Source organism: Streptomyces sp. HmicA12 (genome assembly GCF_000373565.1).
GTDB lineage: Bacteria > Actinomycetota > Actinomycetes > Streptomycetales > Streptomycetaceae > Streptomyces.
On sequence record NZ_KB891850.1, the window covers coordinates 364,040 to 384,528 of the forward strand.

A 20,489-nucleotide genomic window follows, 5' to 3' on the forward strand; every position below is an offset into this window, starting at 1 on the left:
GTCCGCGGAGGGGGGAGACTGTACGCATGCAGCCACGGAACATGTCCATGAGCGGAGTCGTCGATCTCGCCGCGGTGAAGGCGGCCCAGGAGGCCAAGGCCAAGGCGGAGCAGGCGCGCGCCGAAGCGGCCCGTCAGGGCGGCGGCGGCGCCGTGCCGCCCGCCAGCCTCGTCATCGACGTGGACGAGGCCGCTTTTGAGCGGGACGTACTGCAGCGCTCCACCGAGGTGCCCGTCGTCATCGACTTCTGGGCCGAGTGGTGCGAGCCCTGCAAGCAGTTGAGCCCGCTTCTCGAGCGCCTCGCCACCGAGTACAACGGCCGCTTCGTGCTCGCCAAGATCGATGTCGACGCGAACCAGATGTTGATGCAGCAGTTCGGGGTCCAGGGGATCCCGGCCGTCTTCGCGGTGGTCGCCGGTCAGGCGCTGCCGCTCTTCCAGGGAGCCGCCCCCGAGGCCCAGATCCGGGGCACCCTCGACCAGCTGATCCAGGTCGGCGAGGAGCGCTTCGGGCTCACCGGCATCGTCGTCGACCCGGACGCGTCGGATGCGGAAGGCGCCGCCCCGGTCGTGGAGACCCCGGCCGGTCCCTACGACGCACTCCTCGAAGCGGCCGTGCAGGCCCTTGACGCCGGTGACCTGGCGGGCGCGGTCCAGGCGTACAAGAACGTGCTCTCCGACGACCCCGGCAACACCGAGGCCAAGCTCGGGCTCGGCCAGGCCGAACTGCTCCAGCGGGTCCAGGGCATGGACCCGCAGAAGGTGCGCGCGGAGGCCGCCCAGAACCCCGGGGACGTACCGGCACAGATCGCCGCGGCCGACCTGGACCTGGTCGGTGGGCACGTCGAGGACGCTTTCGGCCGCCTCGTCGACGCGGTGGCCCGCTCGGCCGGCGACGACCGGGACGCGGCACGGGTACGTCTGCTCGAATTGTTCGAGGTCGTCGGGGGCGACGACCCCCGGGTGACCACGGCGCGTACGGCTCTGGCCCGGGTTCTCTTCTGAGCCATCCGTGACCAGTTCCTAAACGCCACGGCTTGTGGTGCCGAGGTGAAAATTCGGTCCCCAGAGGTACACAGCGGTCGCGCTTTACCAAAACTTGGTAAACGCGGCCGCTGTTACTTGGAGTAAGTCGGGGTCGTACCTCTGTCCGGTTTCCTTCTGGATTCAACCCCTTTGGTAACTCCCTTGACAGCACCCTGCGTTGTCGGTCGATGCCGGGCGGTCGTGGTTCGGTTATCCGTCCGTTACCCGTGAGTAACGAACCCCCTTGTGCGAGCGCCGGGAATGCACCACGATCGGGCACGCTCGGTCCACTCCCCACTCGTCCGACAGCCATTCGGAACGCGGGGATCTGGGTCCCCACCGGGCAGGTCGGCGGTGAACCAAGGGGAGCGCCGTCGGTCTCAGGGCAGGGGGGTCTCGGCCATTTCGGCTGAGCCTGTCCGGCAGGTTGCGCGTGATGGCTCAGGTGCGACCAGTGGTTGTCGCTCGGGGGTGATCGCCGGTGATCAGGGTGCGGACTCGCGCCTCCGATGCGGGCGCTCTCCTTCCCGAGGACGTAGCACTTCTCCCATCCCTGCCCGGCTGAGCCGCCGCAAGGGGCAGTCAGGGCCGGAGATGTACGTCCGAGAAGGAGGAAAGTCATGAAGTCCGTGACTCGTGGCGGTACCAGATGGAAGCGGTTCGCCGTCGTCATGGTGCCCAGCGTCGCGGCGACTGCCGCGATAGGCGTGGCCCTGTCCCAGGGTGCGCTCGCGGCGTCGTTCAGTGTTTCGGGTCAGTCGTTCAAGGTGACGGCGGACTCTCTCGATGGCAAGAACTTCGTCCAGTACGGAGCCATCGACACGGGTAAGACGGGTGCCCACCCGGTTGCCGTCGTCGGCATGAAGACGGCGACGATCAACAACCTGTGCCAGTCCGTGGTCGTTCCGGTCCCGGTCTTCGGCGACGTGTCGATGAAGCTGTCGGCCGGCGCGGACAAGAACAACCCGGTCGAGGCCAAGACCCTCTACATCGACGCCGATGACCTGAAGGCCGACGCGACCTTCGAGAACATCGACATCGGTGTGGCGGCAGGTGACGCCAGCAAGGGCCCCGGTATCCACCAGGGCGACAAGGCCGACCCGAACTCGTTCGCCCAGCAGGCCGACTCGGTGCACTTCGAGAACGTCCAGCAGCGTGCGTGGGCCACCACGGCCGGCACCTTCAAGCTCTCGGGCCTCAAGATGAGCGTCAAGAAGGGCAAGCACGAGTGCTACTAGGCCGCAAGGGCCCGAACTCGGGTCCGGGGTCCGGCACTTGATGCGCTGAACGGCCGGGCGCGGGGACGCGCGGGGGATCGCTCCGGGCCGTCCCCGTGCCCGTATCCGGACAGCCATCATCACCACAGAACAACGCCATTCCCGAGGAGCTGTACGACATGAGCGCCGAAGCGCACGCAGGGCTGGGCCCCAAGCTTGGTCACATGCGCCAATCGTTCCGAGGGTGGCGCGGTCAGCGCCCGTTCTGGGGTGGTCTGCTGGCCATCCTCGGCGGCATCCCGATCATGTACTTCCCGTACGCGAACCTGACGCTCGGCACCATGACGATCCGCATGGCGACGACAGCGGGCGCGGGGTCGCTCATCATCGGCGTACTGCTGGTCGTGCTCGGTCTGACGATGTGGTTCCAGCCGCACTCCCGGGTCTTCGCGGGTGTGGCGGCGATTCTCCTCGCCCTTGTCTCTCTGGTGGTCTCCAACTTCGGTGGCTTCGTCATCGGCTTCCTGCTCTCGCTCGTCGGCGGCGCCCTCGGCGTCTCCTGGGCACCGGGCAAGCAGGCCGGCGCGACCGATCAGGGGACCGGCAACACGGCGGCGCAGGGTGGTGACGGCGCCGGTACGCAGGATCTGGGCGTCGTGCCGCCGGTCGCGGGTGCCACCTACCAGGTCTCGGGCGCAATCGACGACGAGTCAGGGACGAGCCCGAACAACGGGACGAACGGGAGGCACCGTGCCGGCTGACGAGGTGCACCACGAGGACTCCGCACCGGAGTCCCGTGCGAGAACCGGGCCGCGGCATGCAGCACCTAGGAAGCATCTGTTCACCAGGCTGCACATGCCCGCGGGCAAGGCGATAGCCATCGCGGCCATGCCCACGGCCGTGCTGATGGGTCTCGGTATGACGCCCACGCTGGCGTCGGCCAAGGACAACCCGACCGGGTTCTCCGCGGACGACTACAAGGCGTGCGCGGACGCGGTCGAGGCGCAGCAGGATGCCAAGGACGGCAAGGACACGACGGCGTCCCCGACGCCGTCGCCGTCCGCCTCGGCGTCCAAGGATTCCGAGGACTCCGCGGACTCCAAGGACTCCAAGGACTCCGAGAACACGGACAAGTCCAAGGACGAGGCCGGCGGCGACAAGGCCGAGCCGACTCCGTCGCCGTCCGCGTCTTCGGGCGGTTCGGAAACCGACAGCAAGGACGCGGCCACGCCGTCGCCCTCCGCTTCGGAGACCAAGAACCCGCTCGACCCGCTGGGCGTCGGTGACGCGCTCAAGGATCTCTTCACCCCGGACGACAAGGAGTCGGCCACCCCGACCCCGAGCCCGTCCGCCTCGGCGACCAAGGCCACCGACGGCGTCGGCGACGCGGTGAAGGACACGACCGACAAGCTGGGCGACACGGTCAAGGACACGACCGACAAGGCCGGCGACGCGGTCAAGGGCGCCGAGAGCGAGGCCGACAAGGCGACCGACAAGGCCGCCAAGGCTCTGGAGGACGCCGCGACGGCCACCCCGTCGCCGAGCTCGACCGAGCTGCCGGACAACTGCGAGGCGGCGACGGACGCGGCGGGTGCCAACGAGGACACCCCGGCTCAGCTCCCGGACAAGTCCTGGAAGCTGCAGGCCAGTTCGCTCCTGCTCAAGGGTGCGGACTACAAGGGCCTGGTCGACGTCCGGATGGCCGACGGCACCACCAAGCGGGTCATGAAGTACATCATTTCCGACGGCACCGACATCGGTGATCTGCACCAGATCGCGCCGGGGCCGAACGGCAAGTACTTCCACATCCGCTCGGACAAGGGCTCCACGTCCACCATTCGCGGCGGGAAGACGATCATGTACACGGAGGAGCTCTCGGGCAATCTGCTCGGGCTCATCCCCTTGACGTTCAACGCCAAGAACCCGCCGCCGATCAACCTGCCGCTGCTCTACTTCACCAACGTGAAGGTCACGCAGGCCGCGCAGTTCGGCGGCAACCTGCACGTGCCCGGGCTGCACACCACGATCGAGGACAGCTGACCTCGGTCGCCGAAGACCTCTCCGGGAGCCGCAACACCGCAAAGAACCGAGGGCGCCCCCTGTCTCGTACAGGAGGCGCCCTCGGTGCGTGTGCGTGCGGGACCGGCTAGTTGGCGCCGCCCAGCTGGTGCACCCGGACCATGTTGGTGGTGCCGGGGACACCGGGGGGCGAACCGGCCGTGATGACCACGGTGTCGCCGTCGTTGAAGCGGGAGAGCTTCTGCAGCTCGGCGTCGACCAGGTCGACCATCGCGTCGGTGGAGTCCACGTGCGGGACGACGTACGTCTCGACGCCCCAGGTCAGCGAGAGCTGGTTGCGGGTGGCCTCGTCGGTGGTGAAGGCGAGGATCGGCTGGCAGGCGCGGTAGCGCGACAGGCGGCGCGCGGTGTCGCCGGACTGCGTGAAGGCGACCAGCGCCTTGCCGTCCAGGAAGTCCGCGATCTCGCACGCGGCGCGGGCGACCGAACCACCCTGCGTACGCGGCTTCTTGCCCGGGACGAGCGGCTGCAGGCCCTTGGAGAGCAGCTCCTCCTCGGCCGCCTGGACGATCTTCGACATCGTCTTGACGGTCTCGATCGGGTAGGCGCCGACCGACGACTCGGCGGACAGCATGACCGCGTCGGCACCGTCCAGGATCGCGTTCGCGACGTCGGACGCCTCGGCGCGCGTCGGGCGCGAGTTGGTGATCATCGACTCCATCATCTGGGTCGCGACGATCACCGGCTTGGCGTTGCGGCGGCACATCTCCACGAGGCGCTTCTGCACCATCGGGACCTTCTCGAGCGGGTACTCCACGGCGAGGTCGCCACGGGCCACCATCACCGCGTCGAACGCCGCGACGACGCCCTCCATGTTGGCGACGGCCTGCGGCTTCTCCACCTTGGCGATGACGGGGACCCGACGGCCCTCCTCGTCCATCACCTTGTGGACGTCCTTCACGTCGTTGGCGTCGCGCACGAAGGACAGGGCGACCATGTCGCAGCCCATCCTCAGGGCGAAGCGCAGGTCATCGATGTCCTTCTCGGACAGCGCCGGCACGTTGACGGCCGCGCCGGGCAGGTTGATGCCCTTGTGGTCGGAGATGACACCGCCCTCGATGACGATCGTCTTGACCCGGGGGCCCTCGACGTCCATCACCTTGAGCTCGACGTTGCCGTCGTTGATCAGGACCTGGTCGCCGCGCGAGACGTCGCCGGGCAGACCCTTGTACGTCGTGCCACAGATCGACTTGTCGCCCTGGACGTCCTCGGTGGTGATGGTGAACTCGTCACCGCGCACCAGCTCGACGGGGCCCTCGGCGAAGGTCTCCAGGCGGATCTTGGGGCCCTGGAGGTCGGCGAGCACGCCCACCGCGCGGCCCGTCTTCTCGGCGGCGGCGCGAACACGGTCGTAGCGACCCTGGTGTTCGGCGTGCGTGCCGTGGCTGAAGTTGAAGCGGGCCACATTCATGCCGGCCTCGATCAGCGAGACGAGCTGCTCTTCGGAGTCGACGGCGGGGCCCAGCGTGCAGACGATTTTGGAACGGCGCATGGGGGCGATCCTATCGGTTTGTTTCGCTACGGAATATTCCGTCTGGTGGAATCTACAAATGGGCGGATGTGCGCTCAGGCGTGACGGCTGTCACTGTGCTCGACCAGCGCGTACGTCTGCTGGGCGATCTCCAGCTCCTCGTCGGTGGGCACCACGGCGACGGCCACCCGGGCGTACTCCGGCGAGATGATCCGGGCCTCGTCGGAACGTACGGAATTGAGCTCCCCGTCGACCGCCAGACCCAGCTCCTCCAGACCGGCCACCGCAGCCTCGCGCACCGGAGCCGCGTTCTCGCCGACGCCGGCCGTGAACGCGATCGCGTCCACCCGGCCGAGCACCGCGTAGTACGAGCCGATGTACTTCTTCAGGCGGTGGATGTAGATGTCGAAGGCGAGCCGCGCCCGCTCGTCGCCCTCGTCGATCCGGCGGCGGATCTCGCGCATGTCGTTGTCGCCGCACAGGCCGATCAGGCCGGACTTCTTGTTGAGCAGGACGTCGATCTCGTCCGCGGACATCTTGCCCACCCGCATCAGATGGAAGATGACGGCCGGGTCGACGTCTCCTGAACGGGTACCCATCACGAGCCCCTCAAGCGGCGTGAGACCCATCGAGGTGTCCACGCACTCGCCGCCGCGCACGGCCGACGCGGAGGCACCGTTGCCCAGGTGCAGCACGATGACGTTGACCTCGGACGGGTCCTTGCCGAGCAGCTCGGCCGTCTTGCGGGACACGTACGCGTGCGACGTGCCGTGGAAGCCGTAGCGGCGGATGCGGTGCTCGTCGGCGGTGGCGACGTCGATCGCGTAGCGCGCGGCCGACTCCGGCATCGTCGTGTGGAACGCGGTGTCGAAGACGGCGACCTGCGGCAGGTCGGGGCGGAGCGCCTGGGCCGTGCGGATGCCGGTCAGGTTCGCCGGGTTGTGCAGCGGCGCGACCGGGATGAGCCGCTCGATCTCGGTGAGCACGGCGTCGTCGATCACGGTCGGCTCGGTGAACCGCAGGCCGCCGTGCACCACCCGGTGGCCGATCGCGGCCAGCTCGGGGGAGTCCAGGCCGAGCCCGTCCTCGGCCAGCTCGTCGGCGACCGCCTTGAGGGCCTCCTCGTGGTCGGCGATCGGCCGGTTCTGCTCACGGGCGTCCCCGCCGGTGGCCAGCGGCGTGTGCTTGAGACGCGAGGTCTCCTCGCCGATGCGCTCGACCAGGCCGACCGCGAGGCGCCCCGCGGCGGAGCCGCTGGTCGACTGCGTGTCCGCCATGTCGAGGAGCTGGTACTTCACCGACGAGGAGCCGGAGTTCAGGACGAGGATGCGGGTGGCGCTCACAGGTCGGAAGCCTTTTCGGTGGGGGACTGGGCCTGGATCGCCGTGATGGCGACCGTGTTGACGATGTCCTGGACGAGCGCGCCGCGGGACAGGTCGTTGACCGGCTTGCGCAGCCCCTGCAGGACCGGGCCGACGGCGATCGCGCCGGCCGAGCGCTGCACGGCCTTGTACGTGTTGTTGCCGGTGTTGAGGTCGGGGAAGATCAGCACGCTCGCCTGGCCCGCGACCTCGGAGCCGGGCAGCTTGGTGGCCGCGACCGAGGGCTCCACGGCGGCGTCGTACTGGATCGGCCCCTCGATCTTCAGGTCGGAGCGGTGCTCCCGTACGAGATCGGTGGCCTCGCGGACCTTGTCGACGTCGGCGCCGGAGCCGGAGGTGCCGGTCGAGTACGACAGCATCGCGATCCGCGGCTCCACGCCGAACTGGGACGCGGTGCCCGCGGACTGGACGGCGATGTCGGCGAGCTGCTGGGCGTTCGGGTCCGGGTTCACGGCGCAGTCGCCGTACACGAGGACCTTGTCGGCCAGGCACATGAAGAAGACGGACGACACGATCGCGGCGTCCGGCTTGGTCTTGATGATCTCGAAGGCGGGGCGGATGGTGGCGGCCGTGGAGTGCACGGAGCCGGAGACCATGCCGTCGGCCAGGCCCTCCTGGACCATCAGCGTGCCGAAGTAGTTCACGTCGGCCACGACGTCGTGCGCGAGCTCGACGGTGACGCCCTTGTGGGCACGCATCTGCGCGTACGCGGCGGCGAAACGGTCCCGCAGCTCGGAGGTGGCCGGGTCGATCAGCTCGCTGTCGGCGAGGTCCACCCCGAGGTCGGCGGCCTTCTTGCGGATCTGCTCGACCGGGCCGAGGAGGGTCAGGTCGCAGACGCCGCGGCGCAGCAGCACGTCGGCGGCGCGCAGCACGCGCTCCTCCGTGCCCTCGGGCAGCACGACGCGACGCTTGTCCGAGCGGGCCTGCTCCAGCAGCTTGTGCTCGAACATCATCGGCGTGACGCGGTCGGACGAGGGGGCCTGGATGGTCCGCAGCAGGCCCGCCGTGTCGACGTAGCGCTCGAAGAGGCCGAGTGCCGTCTCCGCCTTGCGCGGTGTCGCGGCGTTCAACTTGCCCTCCAGGGCGAAGAGTTCGGCCGCGGTGGGGAAGGAGCCGCCGGAGACGGCGACGACGGGGGTGCCGGGTGCCAGCCGGTCGGCGAGCGTGAGGATCGCCTCCCCGGGCCGCTCGTTCAGCGTGAGGAGCACGCCCGCGATCGGCGGGGTACCGGCGCTGTGCGCGGCGAGCGAGCCGACGACCAGGTCCGCGCGGTCGCCGGGGGTGACGACCATGCAGCCCGGGGTCAGGGCGTTGAGGAAGTTCGGCAGCATGGCGCCGCCGAAGACGAAGTCCAGGGCGTCGCGCGCGAGGCCCGAGTCGTCGCCGAGCAGTACCGTGCCGCCGAGGGCGTGGGTGATCTGGGCGACGGTCGGCGCGGAGAGGGCGCCGTCGTCGGGCAGGACGTAACAGGGGACGGGCAGCCGATTGCTCAGCCGCTCGTGGATCTCGTCGCGGTCGCTCGGCCGCACCCGGTTGACGACCATCGCGAGGACGTCGCAGCCCAGGCCGTCGTAGGCCCGATAGGCGTTGCGGACCTCGGCGCGCACCGATTCCTCGGTCTGCTTCTTGCCGCCGACGACCGGGAGGACAGAAGCGCCGAACTCGTTCGCGAGGCGGGCGTTGAGCGCCAGCTCGTCGGGCAGCTGGGTGTCCGCGAAGTCCGTGCCGAGCACCAGGACGACGTCGTAGTCACGGGCCACCGCGTGGAACCGGTCGACGAGCAGCGAGACCAGTTCGTCCGTGCCCTGCTCGGCCTGGACCGTGGACGCCTCGTGATAGTCGAGGCCGTAGACGCTCGCCGGGTCCTGCGACAGGCGGTAGCGCGCCCGCAGGAGGTCGAAGAGCCGGTCGGGGCCGTCGTGGACGAGCGGGCGGAAGACACCCACCCGGTCGACCTGGCGGGTCAGAAGTTCCATGACCCCCAGTTCGACGACCTGCCGGCCGTCGCCCCGGTCGATCCCGGTCACGTACACGCTGCGCGTCACGCGTGCTCTCCGTTTCCTCCGTGGGGCCCCTGCCGTACCCCTGTCGCGTCCCTGGTCACGGGGCTGCCGCGGGGCTCGTGGGGCCGAAAAATATGGCCGTATCGAAAGCTGTGCCCTCTTGACAATACCTCCGGGCCTGGCTAAGTCGCCCGCCGGACAAAGGGCCTGTACAGCAGGGTCTCAAAGCCCCCTCGCGGCATGACCAAGCGCCTCTTGTGCCTCCGCGCGAACGCGTCGCCCCGCGGAGCGTGGAAGAATTGCGGTGGCTCAGACGAATCAGAAGCGAGCAGGAGACACAGCACGATGCGCATCGGAGTTCTCACCGCAGGCGGCGACTGTCCTGGTCTGAACGCAGTGATCCGGTCGGTCGTGCACCGAGCGGTCACGCACTACGGGGACGAGGTCATCGGCTTCGAGGACGGTTACGCGGGCCTGCTGGACGGCCGCTTCCGCTCCCTCGACCTGAACGCGGTCAGCGGCATCCTCGCCCGCGGCGGCACGATCCTCGGCTCGTCCCGCCTGGAGCGAGACAAGTTTCGCGCGGCCTGCGACAACGCCAAGGACCTCATCGACAAGAGCGGCTTCGACGCGCTCATCCCGATCGGCGGCGAGGGCACCCTGACCGCCGCCCGGATGCTGTCCGACGCCGGCGTCCCCGTGGTCGGCGTCCCCAAGACGATCGACAACGACATCTCCTCCACCGACCGCACCTTCGGCTTCGACACGGCCGTCGGCGTCGCGACGGAGGCGATGGACCGCCTCAAGACCACCGCCGAGTCCCACCAGCGGGTGATGGTCGTCGAGGTCATGGGCCGGCACGCGGGCTGGATCGCCCTGGAGTCCGGCATGGCCGGCGGCGCCCACGGCATCTGCCTGCCCGAGCGGCCCTTCGACCCGGCCGACCTGGTCAAGATGGTCGAGGAGCGGTTCTCGCGCGGCAAGAAGTTCGCCGTCATCTGCGTCGCCGAGGGCGCGCACCCCGCCGAGGGCACCATGGACTACGGCACGGGCGCCATCGACCAGTTCGGCCACGAGCGCTTCCAGGGCATCGGCACCGCTCTCGCCTACGAGCTGGAGAGCCGCCTCGGCAAGGAGGCCCGGCCGGTCATCCTCGGTCACGTGCAGCGCGGCGGCACCCCCACCGCGTACGACCGCGTGCTCGCCACCCGGTTCGGCTGGTACGCGGTGGAGGCCGTGCACCAGGGCGAGTTCGGCAAGATGACGGCGCTGCGTGGCACCGACATCTCGATGGTGCCCCTCGCGGAGGCGGTCACCGAGCTGAAGACGGTCCCCAAGGACCGGATGGACGAGGCGGAGTCGGTCTTCTAGACCCGGCCGCCGTCACGCAGACCCGGCCGCCGTCACGCAGACCCGTCGCCCGTCACGGATTGCGGATCCTGGACCAGAACTCGTCCAGGATCCGCTCCAGGAACTCCCGCCCGGCGTCCCCGGACCCGGGCGACGAGCCGCCGCCCCAGCTCAGCGTCGCGGCCATCAGCGCCTGGTACTCCAGGTGCATCTCGTGGAGCACGTCCTCCAGCTCCCGCCGCTGCACCGGGACCAGCCGGCTGATCGGCTTCGCGTACCCCTGCCAGCGGGTCGTCGCCGCGTTGCGCAGCAGCTCCGCCAGCTGCCCGTCCCGGCCGGTCACCGTCGCGAACGCGCGCGGGGTCAGCCGCAGCACCTCGGCGAGCGCCGACGACTGCCGCTCGCCGGCCCGCCACACACCCGTCTCCTCCATGCGCAGATACGACTGGATCTCCAGGCCCACGAACCGCGCCACGTCCTCCGGGGCGAGCCCGAGCGCGAGCCGGTGCTCACGCAACGTCCTCGGCGCGCCGATGAGTTCACCCGGTGAGCACCACAACGCACCTGCCAGCGCGGTGAGTTCAGCCGCCGTGGGGGTCGCGTCACCGCGTTCCCAGGCGATGACGATGTCCGGTGTGACGTGGGCGAGCCCGTACGAGGCACGCATGCCGTACGCGACGTGCCCCGGCGCCATCCCGAGCGCCTCGCGGAGGCGGCGGGCGGCGGGGGCGTTGAAGGGCGGGGTGGGCTGGTTCGCTGCGGCCATGTGCTGCACGGGCACAAAGTAGGGGGCGACGGGCCGCTTGGCTACGGTGTGTTCGTCCTCCGTGACATGTCGTAGGAACGTACAGGTGCCGGCGGCGTCAGCCCTTCACCGCGCCGCCGAGCGCGAAGCCGCCGCCGAACCGCCGCGAAACCAGGACGTACAGCAGGATCACGGGCGTCGAGTAGATGATCGAGAACGCCGCCAGCTGCCCGTACACGACCGTCCCGCGGTTGCCGAAGAAGTCGTTGATGCTGACCGACGCCGGCATCTGGTCGGGGGAGAGCAGCAGCATGAACGGGACGAAGAAGTTCCCCCACATCATGGCGAAGCAGAACACCGTGACGACGGCGATCCCGGGGCCCATCAGCGGCAGCACGATCCGCAGCAGCGACTGGAAGGTGCCCGCGCCGTCCGTCCAGGCCGCCTCCTCCAGTTCCTTCGGCACGCCGTCCATGAAGTTCTTCATCAGCCATATGGCGAAAGGGAGTTGGGACGCCGCGAAGAAGTAGATCGTGCCCGCCATCGTGTCGATCAGGTCCACCTGCACGAACAGCGCGTACACCGGGACCATGACCGCCGTGATCGGCAGGCACGTCGCGAACAGGATCGTCGTCAGGTACGGGTTGTTCAGGCGCGAGCGGTAGCGCGAGAGCGGGTACGCGGCGAGCGCGGCGCAGGCCACCGTGAGCGCCGTCGCGCCGCCGCACAGGATCAGCGAGTTGAGCAGCGGGGTGAAGGTGATGTCCGGCTTCAGCACCGCGTCGAAGTTGTCGAGCGTGGCGTGCGAGGGCCACTTCACCCTCAGGTTCGCGTCGGCGTCGAGGGAGGACAGGACCACCCAGGCGAGTGGCAGCGCGAAGGCGACGAGGACGAGGGTCAGCGTCGCGTCGGCGGTGAGCCGATTGCGGGTGGCACGGCGCAGGGGTGTGGTGCGACGCGTGGGGGTGGCACGGCGCAGGGGTGTGGTGCGACGCGTGGGGGTGGTGCGGTCGGTGGTCACGTGTGCCTCCGTCATGCCTCTGTGCGCAGCAGGCGCATGTAGACCACCGAGAACAGGGAGCCGACCACCAGCAGGAGCAGGGCGACCGCGGTGCCGTAGCCGATCATGCTCTTCTGGAAGGCCTGCTCGTACATGAAGAGCGGCAGCGTCTGGCTGTGATTGCCCGGGCCGCCCCGGGTCATCACCCAGATCAGGCCGAAGACGGACAGGGTCTGCAGCGTGTTCAGCATCAGGTTCGTGCCGATGGAGCGGCGGATCATCGGCAGCGTGACGCGCCACAGACGCTGCCACCCGTTCGCGCCGTCGACCTCGGCGGCCTCCGTGATCTCCTTCGGGATCTCGTCGAGCGCCGCCGAGTACACGAGCATCGAGAAGGCGGTCCCGCGCCACACGTTCGCGAACGACACCGCGAGGATCGGTAGCGTGAACAGCCAGTTCTGGGACGGGAGTCCGAGCCAGTCGAGGATCGCGTTCAAGGTGCCCTCGCGGCGGAAGAACGCGTACAGCAGGAATCCCGCGACGACCTCCGGCAGCACCCACGCCGTGACGACGACGGCGCCCGTGACGGTCCTGACCGGCTTCGAGGCGCGCTTCATGAGCGCCGCGAGGGCGAGGCCCAGGGTGTTCTGGCCCACGATCGACGACAGGAACGTGAAGACGAGGGTGAGCCGGACCGCGTTCAGGAAGGCCTCGTCCCGGAATGCGGTCCTGAAGTTGTCGAAGCCGACGAAGGACGACTTCGCCTGGCCGGTCAGCTGGAGGTCGGTGAAGGCGATGTAGACGCAGTAGGCGATGGGCCCGGCCAGGAAGAGGGCCATGATGATCGTGGCGGGGGCGAGGGGGAGCGCGCGGAGCAGTCCCCGGGCCCCCGAGGCACTCTTCCGGCCGGCCGGCGCGCCGACTCCGGACGTCGGCTCAAGGCTTGTCGACAACGTCACCGTCCGCCGCCGTCTTCAGCTGCTCGTCGTACGTGGACGCCGCCTTGTCCACCGAGGCGTCCCCGGTGGTCACCGACTCCATCGCCTCCTGGATCGCCGTCGACACCTTCGGGTACGCGGGGTACGCGGGCCGGTAGTGAGTCGAACTCACCAGGTCCGTGAAGAACTTGATGCCGGGCTGCGCCTTGATGTACTCCGGGTCGGCCGCCACGTCCTTGCGGACGGAGATGCCGGAGTTGGCGATGTACCAGCGCTGGGCGTTCTCCTTCGTCTGCATCGTCTTGATGAACTCGAAGGCGAGGTCGGGGTTGGCCGACTTGGCCGGGATCGCCCAGGTCCAGCCGCCGGACATGGAGACCTTGCCGGGCGCCTGGCCGTTCTGCGTCGGCATGTGGGCGAGGCCCAGCTTCTGCGACCACTCGGGCCATTCGTGGCCCGCGCCCTCGATCCAGTCCTGCGGGAGCCAGGAGCCGTCGAGGTCGATGCCGACCTTGCCCTTGGGCAGGCGGTCGCCGCGGATGGTGGTGCCGATGTTCGGGTCGAGGGCGTCGGAGACGTCGGGGCCGAGCTTCTCCTTGTAGACCGTCTCGACGAATTTCAGGCTGTCCTTGAAGGCCCGCGAGCCGGACACCCACTTGCGGCTCGACTGGTCGTAGAGCGGATCGGCCGTGCCGTCGCCGGTGCCGTACAACAGCATCTCGAAGCCCTGCATCGTGGACTGCTCGCCGCCCGGCTTTCCGGTGTAGACGTTCAGCGGGGTGACGCCGGGGACCTTCTCCTTGATGGAGCGGGCCGCGTCGAGCAGTTCGTCCCAACTCTTCGGCTGCCAGGGGGTCTTGATGCCCGCCTTCTTCAGGACGGCCTTGTCGTACCAGAGCCCGCGGGTGTCGGTGCCGTCGGGCACACCGTACGTCTTCCCGTCCTGCCCCTGCGCGGCCGCCTTGGCGGCGTCGATGAACTGGTCCCAGTCCGCCCACTTGGCGAGGTACTTGTCCAGGGGTCTCAAGTACCCGCTGGTGATGTCGGAGTTGACGAGGAACGTGTCCTCGTAGACCAGGTCGGGCGCGGTCTTCGGCGAGCGCAGCATCTGCTGGAGCTTCGTGTAGTACTCGGCGTCCGGGGCCTTGATCGGGACGAGCTCGACCTTCTTGCCCGGGTGGTCCTTCTCGAACTGCTTCTTCATGGCGGCCAGGTAGGTGTCCGGGACCTTGCTCTTGTTGTCCGTGGACTGCTTGTACGAAACCTTGACCGTGTTCGCGTCGCTGCCGGAGCCACCGCCGCACGCGGTGAGGGTTCCGGCGGCCAGGAGCAGGGCGGTGGCGGTGAGGAGCGGGGCGGTGGGGCGCACGGGCACGACCTCCTACGGACCGTCGCGGGCTGCGTTGCCGCGCGTGGCTGGACGTGAACGTACGTTCCGGCTCGGAGCAGGGTCAATGGGTGTGCAGGGGCCCGAGCGGGGGCCGTGACAACGTTGCTATCCGGACAGATGCCGATCCCGGGGCCAGCTAGCAACTTAAGTAAGGCTAACCTAAGCGAATCTTCGAGTGGTGCCACAACGGGCCCACCCGCAAAGGAGATTGGCGCGGCATGCCTCGAATCACGCCCAGGATCCGTCGTACCGCCGCCCTCGCGGTGGCCCTCGTCGCGGGCGGCGCACTGGCCCCTGCCGCCCAGGCCGACAGCGGTGCCGCCGCGGCCGCCGCCACCTCCGTCCCCGCCACCAAAGGCCTCTACCAGTCGACGTACTCCGAGCGGAACCACGCCCTGTGGACCGCGTCGGCGGTGGGCCGCCCGCCGGTGACGACCTCCGCGCTCACCCGGCTCGACCAGGGCACCCTCGCGGTCGAGGCGACGTACACGCCGCCCGTCACCGACACCGACACCGCCACCGACACCGACACCGGCGCCGTCGAGGCGGTCTACGGCATCGCCCTCGACGACGAGCACAACACCGTCTGGGTCACCAACACCCGCAACAACAGCGTGGCCGTCTACGGCCAGCGCAATGGCGCGCACCTCGCCACCCTCCCGAACGTCGCGCACGCCCGCGAGATCGTCGTCGACGAACGGCACGACACGGTGTGGGCGTCCGGCTTCGGGGACGGCAGCGTCGTCGGCTTCGACAGCCGTACGTACAAGGAGTAGAAGCGCGTCACCGTCGAGGGCGCGGGCCCGACCGGCCTCGCCGTGAACGAACGCACCGGTACGGTCTATGCCACAGACCTGACGAACAATCAACTCATCGAGGTCGCGAGGAAGTCGGCGACCCCGCGCCTAATTCCGACCGGCGCCGTCGACATCATCGACCTCGACAAGGGAGTCGTCACCAAGTCCGTGCCGACCGGCGCGGGGACCCTCTCCGTGGCGGCCGACCACCGCTCCGGGAAGGTCGTCGCGGTGAACCGCACGGCGGCGACGGCGACGGTGGTCGACCCGCGCAAGGGCGCGGTCGTCACCACGGTCGCGACCGGGGCCAACCCCAACCATGTCGAGATCACGCACGGCACGGCGTACGTCGCCGACAAGTCGGGCACGGGGCCCTCCGGGGAGGACCAGGTGACGCGGTTCAGGGTGCGGTAGGCGCCCTGCGGGGTTCGGCTGTCCGTCGGGTGCGGCCCGGTGGGGCTTCTCGCGCAGTTCCCCGCGCCCCTGGATGCGAGCTCCGCTCGCCCAGGGAAAGGCTGCGCGGAGCGCATGCCTTCAAGGGCGCGGGGAACTGCGCGGCCAGCCCCCACCGGACCGCGCGTAACCCGCCGGCCGTCAGTTCCAGGTGTAGATCAGCTCGGGCCGGCCCACCTGCCCGTACTGCGGACTGCGCGCTGCGCGCCCCGCGTCGACCAGATGCTCCAGATAGCGCCGCGCCGTGATCCGCGAGATGCCCACCGTCTCGGCGGCGGACGCCGCCGTCACCCCTTCCGGCGCGGCCTCCCGCAGCGTGTGCGTGACCCGCTCCAGGGTCGGCGCGCTCAACCCCTTCGGCAGCGCGGCCGGCGCGGGCGAGCGCAGATTGGCGAGCGCCCGGTCGACCTCGTCCTGCCCGGCCGCCTCCCCGCTGGACGTCCGGTACTCGGCGTAACGCGCGAGCCGGTCCCGCAGCGTCGCGAAGGTGAACGGCTTCAGGACGTACTGCACGACCCCGAGCGACACCCCTTCCCGTACGACCGTCAGGTCCCGCGCCGATGTCACCGCGATGACGTCGGCCTGGTGCCCGGCGGCGCGCAGCGTCCGGGCCAGGGCCAGACCGTGCCCGTCGGGCAGGTGCAGATCGAGCAGGATCAGGTCCACCGGCATCCGGTCCAGGGCGCGGCGCGCCTCGGCGGCGGAGTGCGCCCGGGCGACGGTCGCGAAGCCGGGCACCCGGTCGACGTAGAGCGCGTGGGCGTCGGCGGCCACCGGATCGTCCTCGACGACCAGGACCCGGATGCGCGGGGCGGTGTCGTCGCTCATGAGGTGCTGCCTTCCACGGTGGTCGGGGTGATGGTCAGGGGGCCGCGCGGACCCGGGATCGCGGCGCCCCCGACCGTCAGCGGCAGCCGGACGGTGAACGCGGCGCCCCCGTCCGGGTCCCGGTCGAGCGCGAGCGCCCCATCGTGACGCGTCACGGCCTGCCGCACCAGCGCGAGGCCGAGACCCCGCCCGCCGGGACCGGCCGGCTTCGTCGACCAGCCGCGCTCGAACACCGCGTCGGCGTGCTCCGGGTCGACGCCCGGCCCCGAGTCCGCCACCCGCAGCAGCAGGGCGTCCCCCTCCGTGCGGGCGGTGACGGTGACGCGGGCGCGCGGCGAACCCTGCGCGGCGTCGACGGCGTTGTCGACGAGATTGCCGAGCACCGTGACCAGATCCCGCGCGGGCAGCACCCGCGCGAGCAGCCCGACCTCGCTCTCCTCGACCCGGGTGTCCCCGGAGACGACGAGCTCGACGCCCCGCTCATTGGCCTGCGCGGCCTTGCCGAGGAGCAGCGCGGCAAGGACCGGCTCGCTCACCGCGCCCACCACCTGGTCGGTCAGGGCCTGCGCCAGCTCCAGCTCGGCGGTCGCGAACTCGACGGCCTCGTCGGCCCGCCCCAGCTCGATCAGCGACACCACGGTGTGCAGCCGGTTGGCGGCCTCGTGCGCCTGCGACCGCAGCGCCTGCGTGAACCCGCGCTCCGAGTCCAACTCGCCCATCACCGCCTGCAGTTCGGTGTGATCCCGCAGGGTGACGACGGTGCCGCGCCGCTCCCCACTGGCGACCGGCGACGTATTCACGACCACGACCCGGTCGGCCGTCAGATGCACCTCGTCGACCCGCGGCTCGGTGGCGAGCAGCGCCCCGGTCAGCGGCGCCGGCAGCCCCAGCTCGGCCACCGACCGCCCGACCACGTCCCCGTCACCATCTCGCCCGACCCCGAGCAGCATCCGCGCCCCGTCGTTCATCAGCGCGACCCGCCGCTGCCCGTCGAGCATCAGCAGCCCCTCGCGTACGGCGTGCAGCGCGGCCTGGTGATACGCGTGCATGCGGCTCAGCTCACCGGCGTTCATGCCGTGCGTGTGCCGGCGCAGCCGCGCGTTGATCACGTACGTCCCGATGCCGCCGAGCACGAGCGCGGCGCCCGCGACCCCGGCCACGGCGAGCACCTGCCCGCGCGCCTGCGCGGTGATCTCGTCGATGGTGATCCCGGCACTGACGAGCCCGACGACCCGGTGCCCGTCGTCGTAGACCGGAGTGACCACCCGTACCGACGGGCCGAGCGTGCCCGTGTACGTCTCCGAGAACGTCCCGCCCTTCAGCGCGGGCCCTATGTGCCCGAGGAACCGTTCGCCGATACGCCGCGGCTCGGGGTGTGTCCAGCGGATCCCGTGCGTGTCCATGATCGTCACGAAGTCGACCCCGGTGTGCGTCTGCACGTTCCTCGCGTACGGCTGCAGCCGCACCGTCGGATCGGCGTCCTCGGTGATCGCCTCCCGCACGGAGTCGGCGTCGGCGACCGCGGTCGCCGCGGCGGTCGCCTGCCGTCGCGCCGACGCCTCCGCCTGCCCCCGGTCACTGAGGTAAGTGAACAGCGCGCACCCGGCGACGACGACGGCGACCAGCACGACCTGCATGGCGAAGAGCTGGCCGGCCAGGCTGCGGGGGCGGGGGAGACGCAGGGGGCGCATGCCGCCAGTCTGCCCGCCGCTCCGGGCGGGAAGTAACCGGTGGGAACTCAATGAACGGAAGGGTGACGGTGCTCACGGCCTGGGAGATAGTCACCGGGATCCGCAGCCGCAGGACGTGAGCCGCACCCCCTGCGCTGTCCGGAGATTCCAGTACGCCGACGCCGTCGTCAGCAGCCAGGAGGACACCGTGGCCGAGAACGGGACCGCGACCACCGAGCAACCCCCGCAGCCCGCCGCGAAGCGGGACCGCACCCACTACCTCTACATCGCCGTCATCGTGGCGGTGCTCCTGGGCATCGCGGTCGGCTTCATCTGGCCGGACTTCGCCAAGGAGCTCAAGCCCATCGGCACGGGCTTCGTGAACCTGATCAAGATGATGATCTCGCCCATCATCTTCTGCACGATCGTCCTGGGCGTCGGTTCGGTCCGCAAGGCCGCCAAGATCGGCAAGGTGGGCGGTCTCGCCCTCGCCTACTTCATCGTGATGTCGATGGTCGCGCTCGCCATCGGCCTGATCGTCGGCAACATCCTCGACCCCGGCACCGGTATGCACCTGACCGACGCCACGAAGGACGTCGGCCACACGGCGGCAGAGGACGCCGCCGAAGGCCCGGTCGACTTCGTCCTGGGCGTCATCCCCACCACCCTGGTGTCCGCCTTCACGCAGGGCGAGGTCCTCCAGACCCTCCTGGTGGCACTGCTGGTCGGCTTCGCACTCCAGGCGATGGGCCGCTCCGGCGAGCCGGTCCTGCGCGGCGTCGAGCACATCCAGAAGCTGGTCTTCCGGGTCCTCGGCATGATCATGTGGGCCGCTCCGGTCGGTGCGTTCGGCGCGATGGCGGCCGTCATCGGCGAAACGGGCGTCGACGCGCTCAAGGCCCTGGCCACCATCATGGTCGGCTTCTACGTCACCTGCGCCCTGTTCGTGGGCATCGTCCTGGCGGCGATCCTGCGCCTGGCGACGGGCTTCAACATCTTCTCGCTGCTGAAGTACCTGGGCCGCGAGTTCCTCCTCATCCTCTCTACGTCCTCGTCGGAGTCGGCGCTCCCGCGCCTGATCGCGAAGATGGAGCACCTCGGCGTCTCCCGGCCGGTCGTCGGCATCACCGTCCCGACGGGCTACTCCTTCAACCTCGACGGCACCATGATCTACCTGACCATGGCGTCCCTCTTCATCGCCGACGCCATGGACCAGCCGATGAACATCGGCCAGCAGATCGGCCTGCTCCTCTTCATGATGATCGCGTCGAAGGGGGCGGCAGGCGTCTCCGGCTCCGGTATCGCGGTCCTCGCCAGCGGCCTCCAGTCCCACAAGCCCGCCCTGGTCGACGGAGTCGGCCTCATCATCGGCATCGACCGCTTCATGAGCGAGGCCCGCGCCCTGACGAACTTCGCCGGCAACGCGGTGGCCACGCTGCTCATCGGCACCTGGACCGGAGAGGTCGACCGCGACCGCGTACAGCGCGTCCTCGCCGGAGATCTCCCCTTCGACGAGCGCACGCTCCTCGACTCGGCCGACGACGACAAGGACGTGCCTGCGCCGCGCGACGGCGGCACGAAGGAGCCCGTCGGAGCCTGAACACCCCAGGAAGCGGGGTCCGGTGCACCTGCACCGGACCCCGCTTTTGTACTACCGACGCCGGTGGCGTAGGGTCCTTCGAGTTGTCACGGAGCCGCAAGGTTCCGGGGCGGCACCTTCCGCCGCTGACGCGGCACCCAAGCCACAGCAAGATCTCTTCACGGGACTGAATTCGGCGTGCCCGAATTCAATTCGAAGAGGCCGATTAGGAACTGCCCCGCAGATCCGCTAAAGTTTGGGACGTCGGAACGGCCCAACAGCCGGGAAGACAAGCCCCGCTGACTGGGAATCAGGCCCGAAAGGATCTGATAGAGTCGGACTCGCCGGAAAGCCGAAAGGCCGGAAAGCGAAGCAAGACCCCGAGGAAATCGGCCGGTAAAACGGTCTGATAGAGTCGGAAACGCAAGAAAGCAAGACCGAAGGGAAGCGCCCGGAGGAAAGCCCGAGAGGGTGAGTACAAAGGAAGCGTCCGTTCCTTGAGAACTCAACAGCGTGCCAAAAATCAACGCCAGATATGTTGATACCCCGTCTCCAGCAT

General features: G+C 69.5%; 15 protein-coding genes and 1 pseudogene. 7 read left to right on the forward strand and 9 right to left on the reverse strand.

From position 1 onward, the window contains the following. Positions 1 to 26: 26 nt before the first annotated feature. The 4 genes from B072_RS0138980 to B072_RS0138995 all read left to right on the forward strand — a co-directional run bounded on the left by B072_RS0138980 (position 27) and on the right by B072_RS0138995 (position 4,282). On the forward strand, positions 27 to 1,004 hold the full coding sequence (locus tag B072_RS0138980) for a tetratricopeptide repeat protein (protein ID WP_026246765.1): 978 nt from the start codon (positions 27 to 29) through the stop codon (positions 1,002 to 1,004). A 641-nt stretch (positions 1,005 to 1,645) separates the two neighbouring features. Then, a complete protein-coding gene (locus B072_RS0138985) occupies positions 1,646 to 2,263 on the forward strand; it encodes a DUF6230 family protein (protein WP_018535423.1) in 618 nt (205 codons plus the stop codon). Positions 2,264 to 2,421: 158 nt separating this feature from the next. Further along, positions 2,422 to 3,003, forward strand: coding sequence for a DUF6114 domain-containing protein (locus B072_RS0138990; RefSeq protein WP_018535424.1), 582 nt, complete (start codon positions 2,422 to 2,424; stop codon positions 3,001 to 3,003). Positions 3,004 to 3,097: 94 nt separating this feature from the next. Then, positions 3,098 to 4,282, forward strand: a complete 1,185-nt coding sequence (locus tag B072_RS0138995) for a hypothetical protein (protein ID WP_018535425.1) — start codon at positions 3,098 to 3,100, stop codon at positions 4,280 to 4,282. Positions 4,283 to 4,388: 106 nt separating this feature from the next. Here the strand turns inward: B072_RS0138995 and pyk are convergent, their stop codons facing one another. The 3 genes from pyk to pta all read right to left on the reverse strand — a co-directional run bounded on the left by pyk (position 4,389) and on the right by pta (position 9,222). After that, positions 4,389 to 5,813, reverse strand: a complete 1,425-nt coding sequence (gene pyk, locus B072_RS0139000) for a pyruvate kinase (RefSeq protein WP_018535426.1) — start codon at positions 5,811 to 5,813, stop codon at positions 4,389 to 4,391. A 74-nt stretch (positions 5,814 to 5,887) separates the two neighbouring features. Next, positions 5,888 to 7,135, reverse strand: a complete 1,248-nt coding sequence (locus B072_RS0139005) for an acetate kinase (protein ID WP_018535427.1) — start codon at positions 7,133 to 7,135, stop codon at positions 5,888 to 5,890. Beyond that, a complete protein-coding gene (gene pta, locus B072_RS0139010; protein ID WP_018535428.1) occupies positions 7,132 to 9,222 on the reverse strand; it encodes a phosphate acetyltransferase in 2,091 nt (696 codons plus the stop codon). The genes B072_RS0139005 and pta overlap by 4 nt, the downstream gene beginning before the upstream one ends. A gap of 303 nt (positions 9,223 to 9,525) precedes the next feature. Here pta and B072_RS0139015 point away from each other — a divergent pair, with 303 nt between their 5' ends. Next, the gene (locus B072_RS0139015; protein WP_026246767.1) at positions 9,526 to 10,551 is read left to right on the forward strand and encodes an ATP-dependent 6-phosphofructokinase; all 1,026 of its coding nucleotides are present in this window, start codon (positions 9,526 to 9,528) and stop codon (positions 10,549 to 10,551) included. Between the two features lie 52 nt (positions 10,552 to 10,603). Here the strand turns inward: B072_RS0139015 and B072_RS0139020 are convergent, their stop codons facing one another. The 4 genes from B072_RS0139020 to B072_RS0139035 form a co-directional block, all read right to left on the reverse strand. Further along, complete coding sequence (locus B072_RS0139020; protein WP_018535431.1) at positions 10,604 to 11,296, reverse strand: helix-turn-helix domain-containing protein; 693 nt, start codon at positions 11,294 to 11,296, stop codon at positions 10,604 to 10,606. Positions 11,297 to 11,393: 97 nt separating this feature from the next. Next, complete coding sequence (locus tag B072_RS0139025; protein WP_043245544.1) at positions 11,394 to 12,254, reverse strand: carbohydrate ABC transporter permease; 861 nt, start codon at positions 12,252 to 12,254, stop codon at positions 11,394 to 11,396. Positions 12,255 to 12,307: 53 nt separating this feature from the next. After that, on the reverse strand, positions 12,308 to 13,114 hold the full coding sequence (locus B072_RS0139030; RefSeq protein ID WP_018535433.1) for a carbohydrate ABC transporter permease: 807 nt from the start codon (positions 13,112 to 13,114) through the stop codon (positions 12,308 to 12,310). 97 nt (positions 13,115 to 13,211) lie between these two features. After that, the gene (locus B072_RS0139035) at positions 13,212 to 14,582 is read right to left on the reverse strand and encodes an extracellular solute-binding protein (protein WP_018535434.1); all 1,371 of its coding nucleotides are present in this window, start codon (positions 14,580 to 14,582) and stop codon (positions 13,212 to 13,214) included. Positions 14,583 to 14,821: 239 nt separating this feature from the next. On the opposite strand from B072_RS0139035, the pseudogene B072_RS45035 reads away from it, so the two are divergent. Further along, positions 14,822 to 15,814: pseudogene (locus tag B072_RS45035) on the forward strand (YncE family protein). 180 nt (positions 15,815 to 15,994) lie between these two features. On the opposite strand, the gene B072_RS0139045 reads toward B072_RS45035, so the two are convergent. Beyond that, entirely contained in the window at positions 15,995 to 16,681 is a 687-nt protein-coding gene (locus B072_RS0139045; RefSeq protein ID WP_018535437.1) for a response regulator, read from the reverse strand. After that, a complete protein-coding gene (locus tag B072_RS0139050; protein WP_018535438.1) occupies positions 16,678 to 18,372 on the reverse strand; it encodes a sensor histidine kinase in 1,695 nt (564 codons plus the stop codon). Before B072_RS0139050 ends, B072_RS0139045 begins: the two co-directional genes overlap by 4 nt. Positions 18,373 to 18,559: 187 nt before the next feature. Here B072_RS0139050 and B072_RS0139055 point away from each other — a divergent pair, with 187 nt between their 5' ends. Further along, the gene (locus tag B072_RS0139055; RefSeq protein ID WP_051127393.1) at positions 18,560 to 19,951 is read left to right on the forward strand and encodes a cation:dicarboxylate symporter family transporter; all 1,392 of its coding nucleotides are present in this window, start codon (positions 18,560 to 18,562) and stop codon (positions 19,949 to 19,951) included. The last annotated feature ends 538 nt before the right edge of the window (positions 19,952 to 20,489 follow it).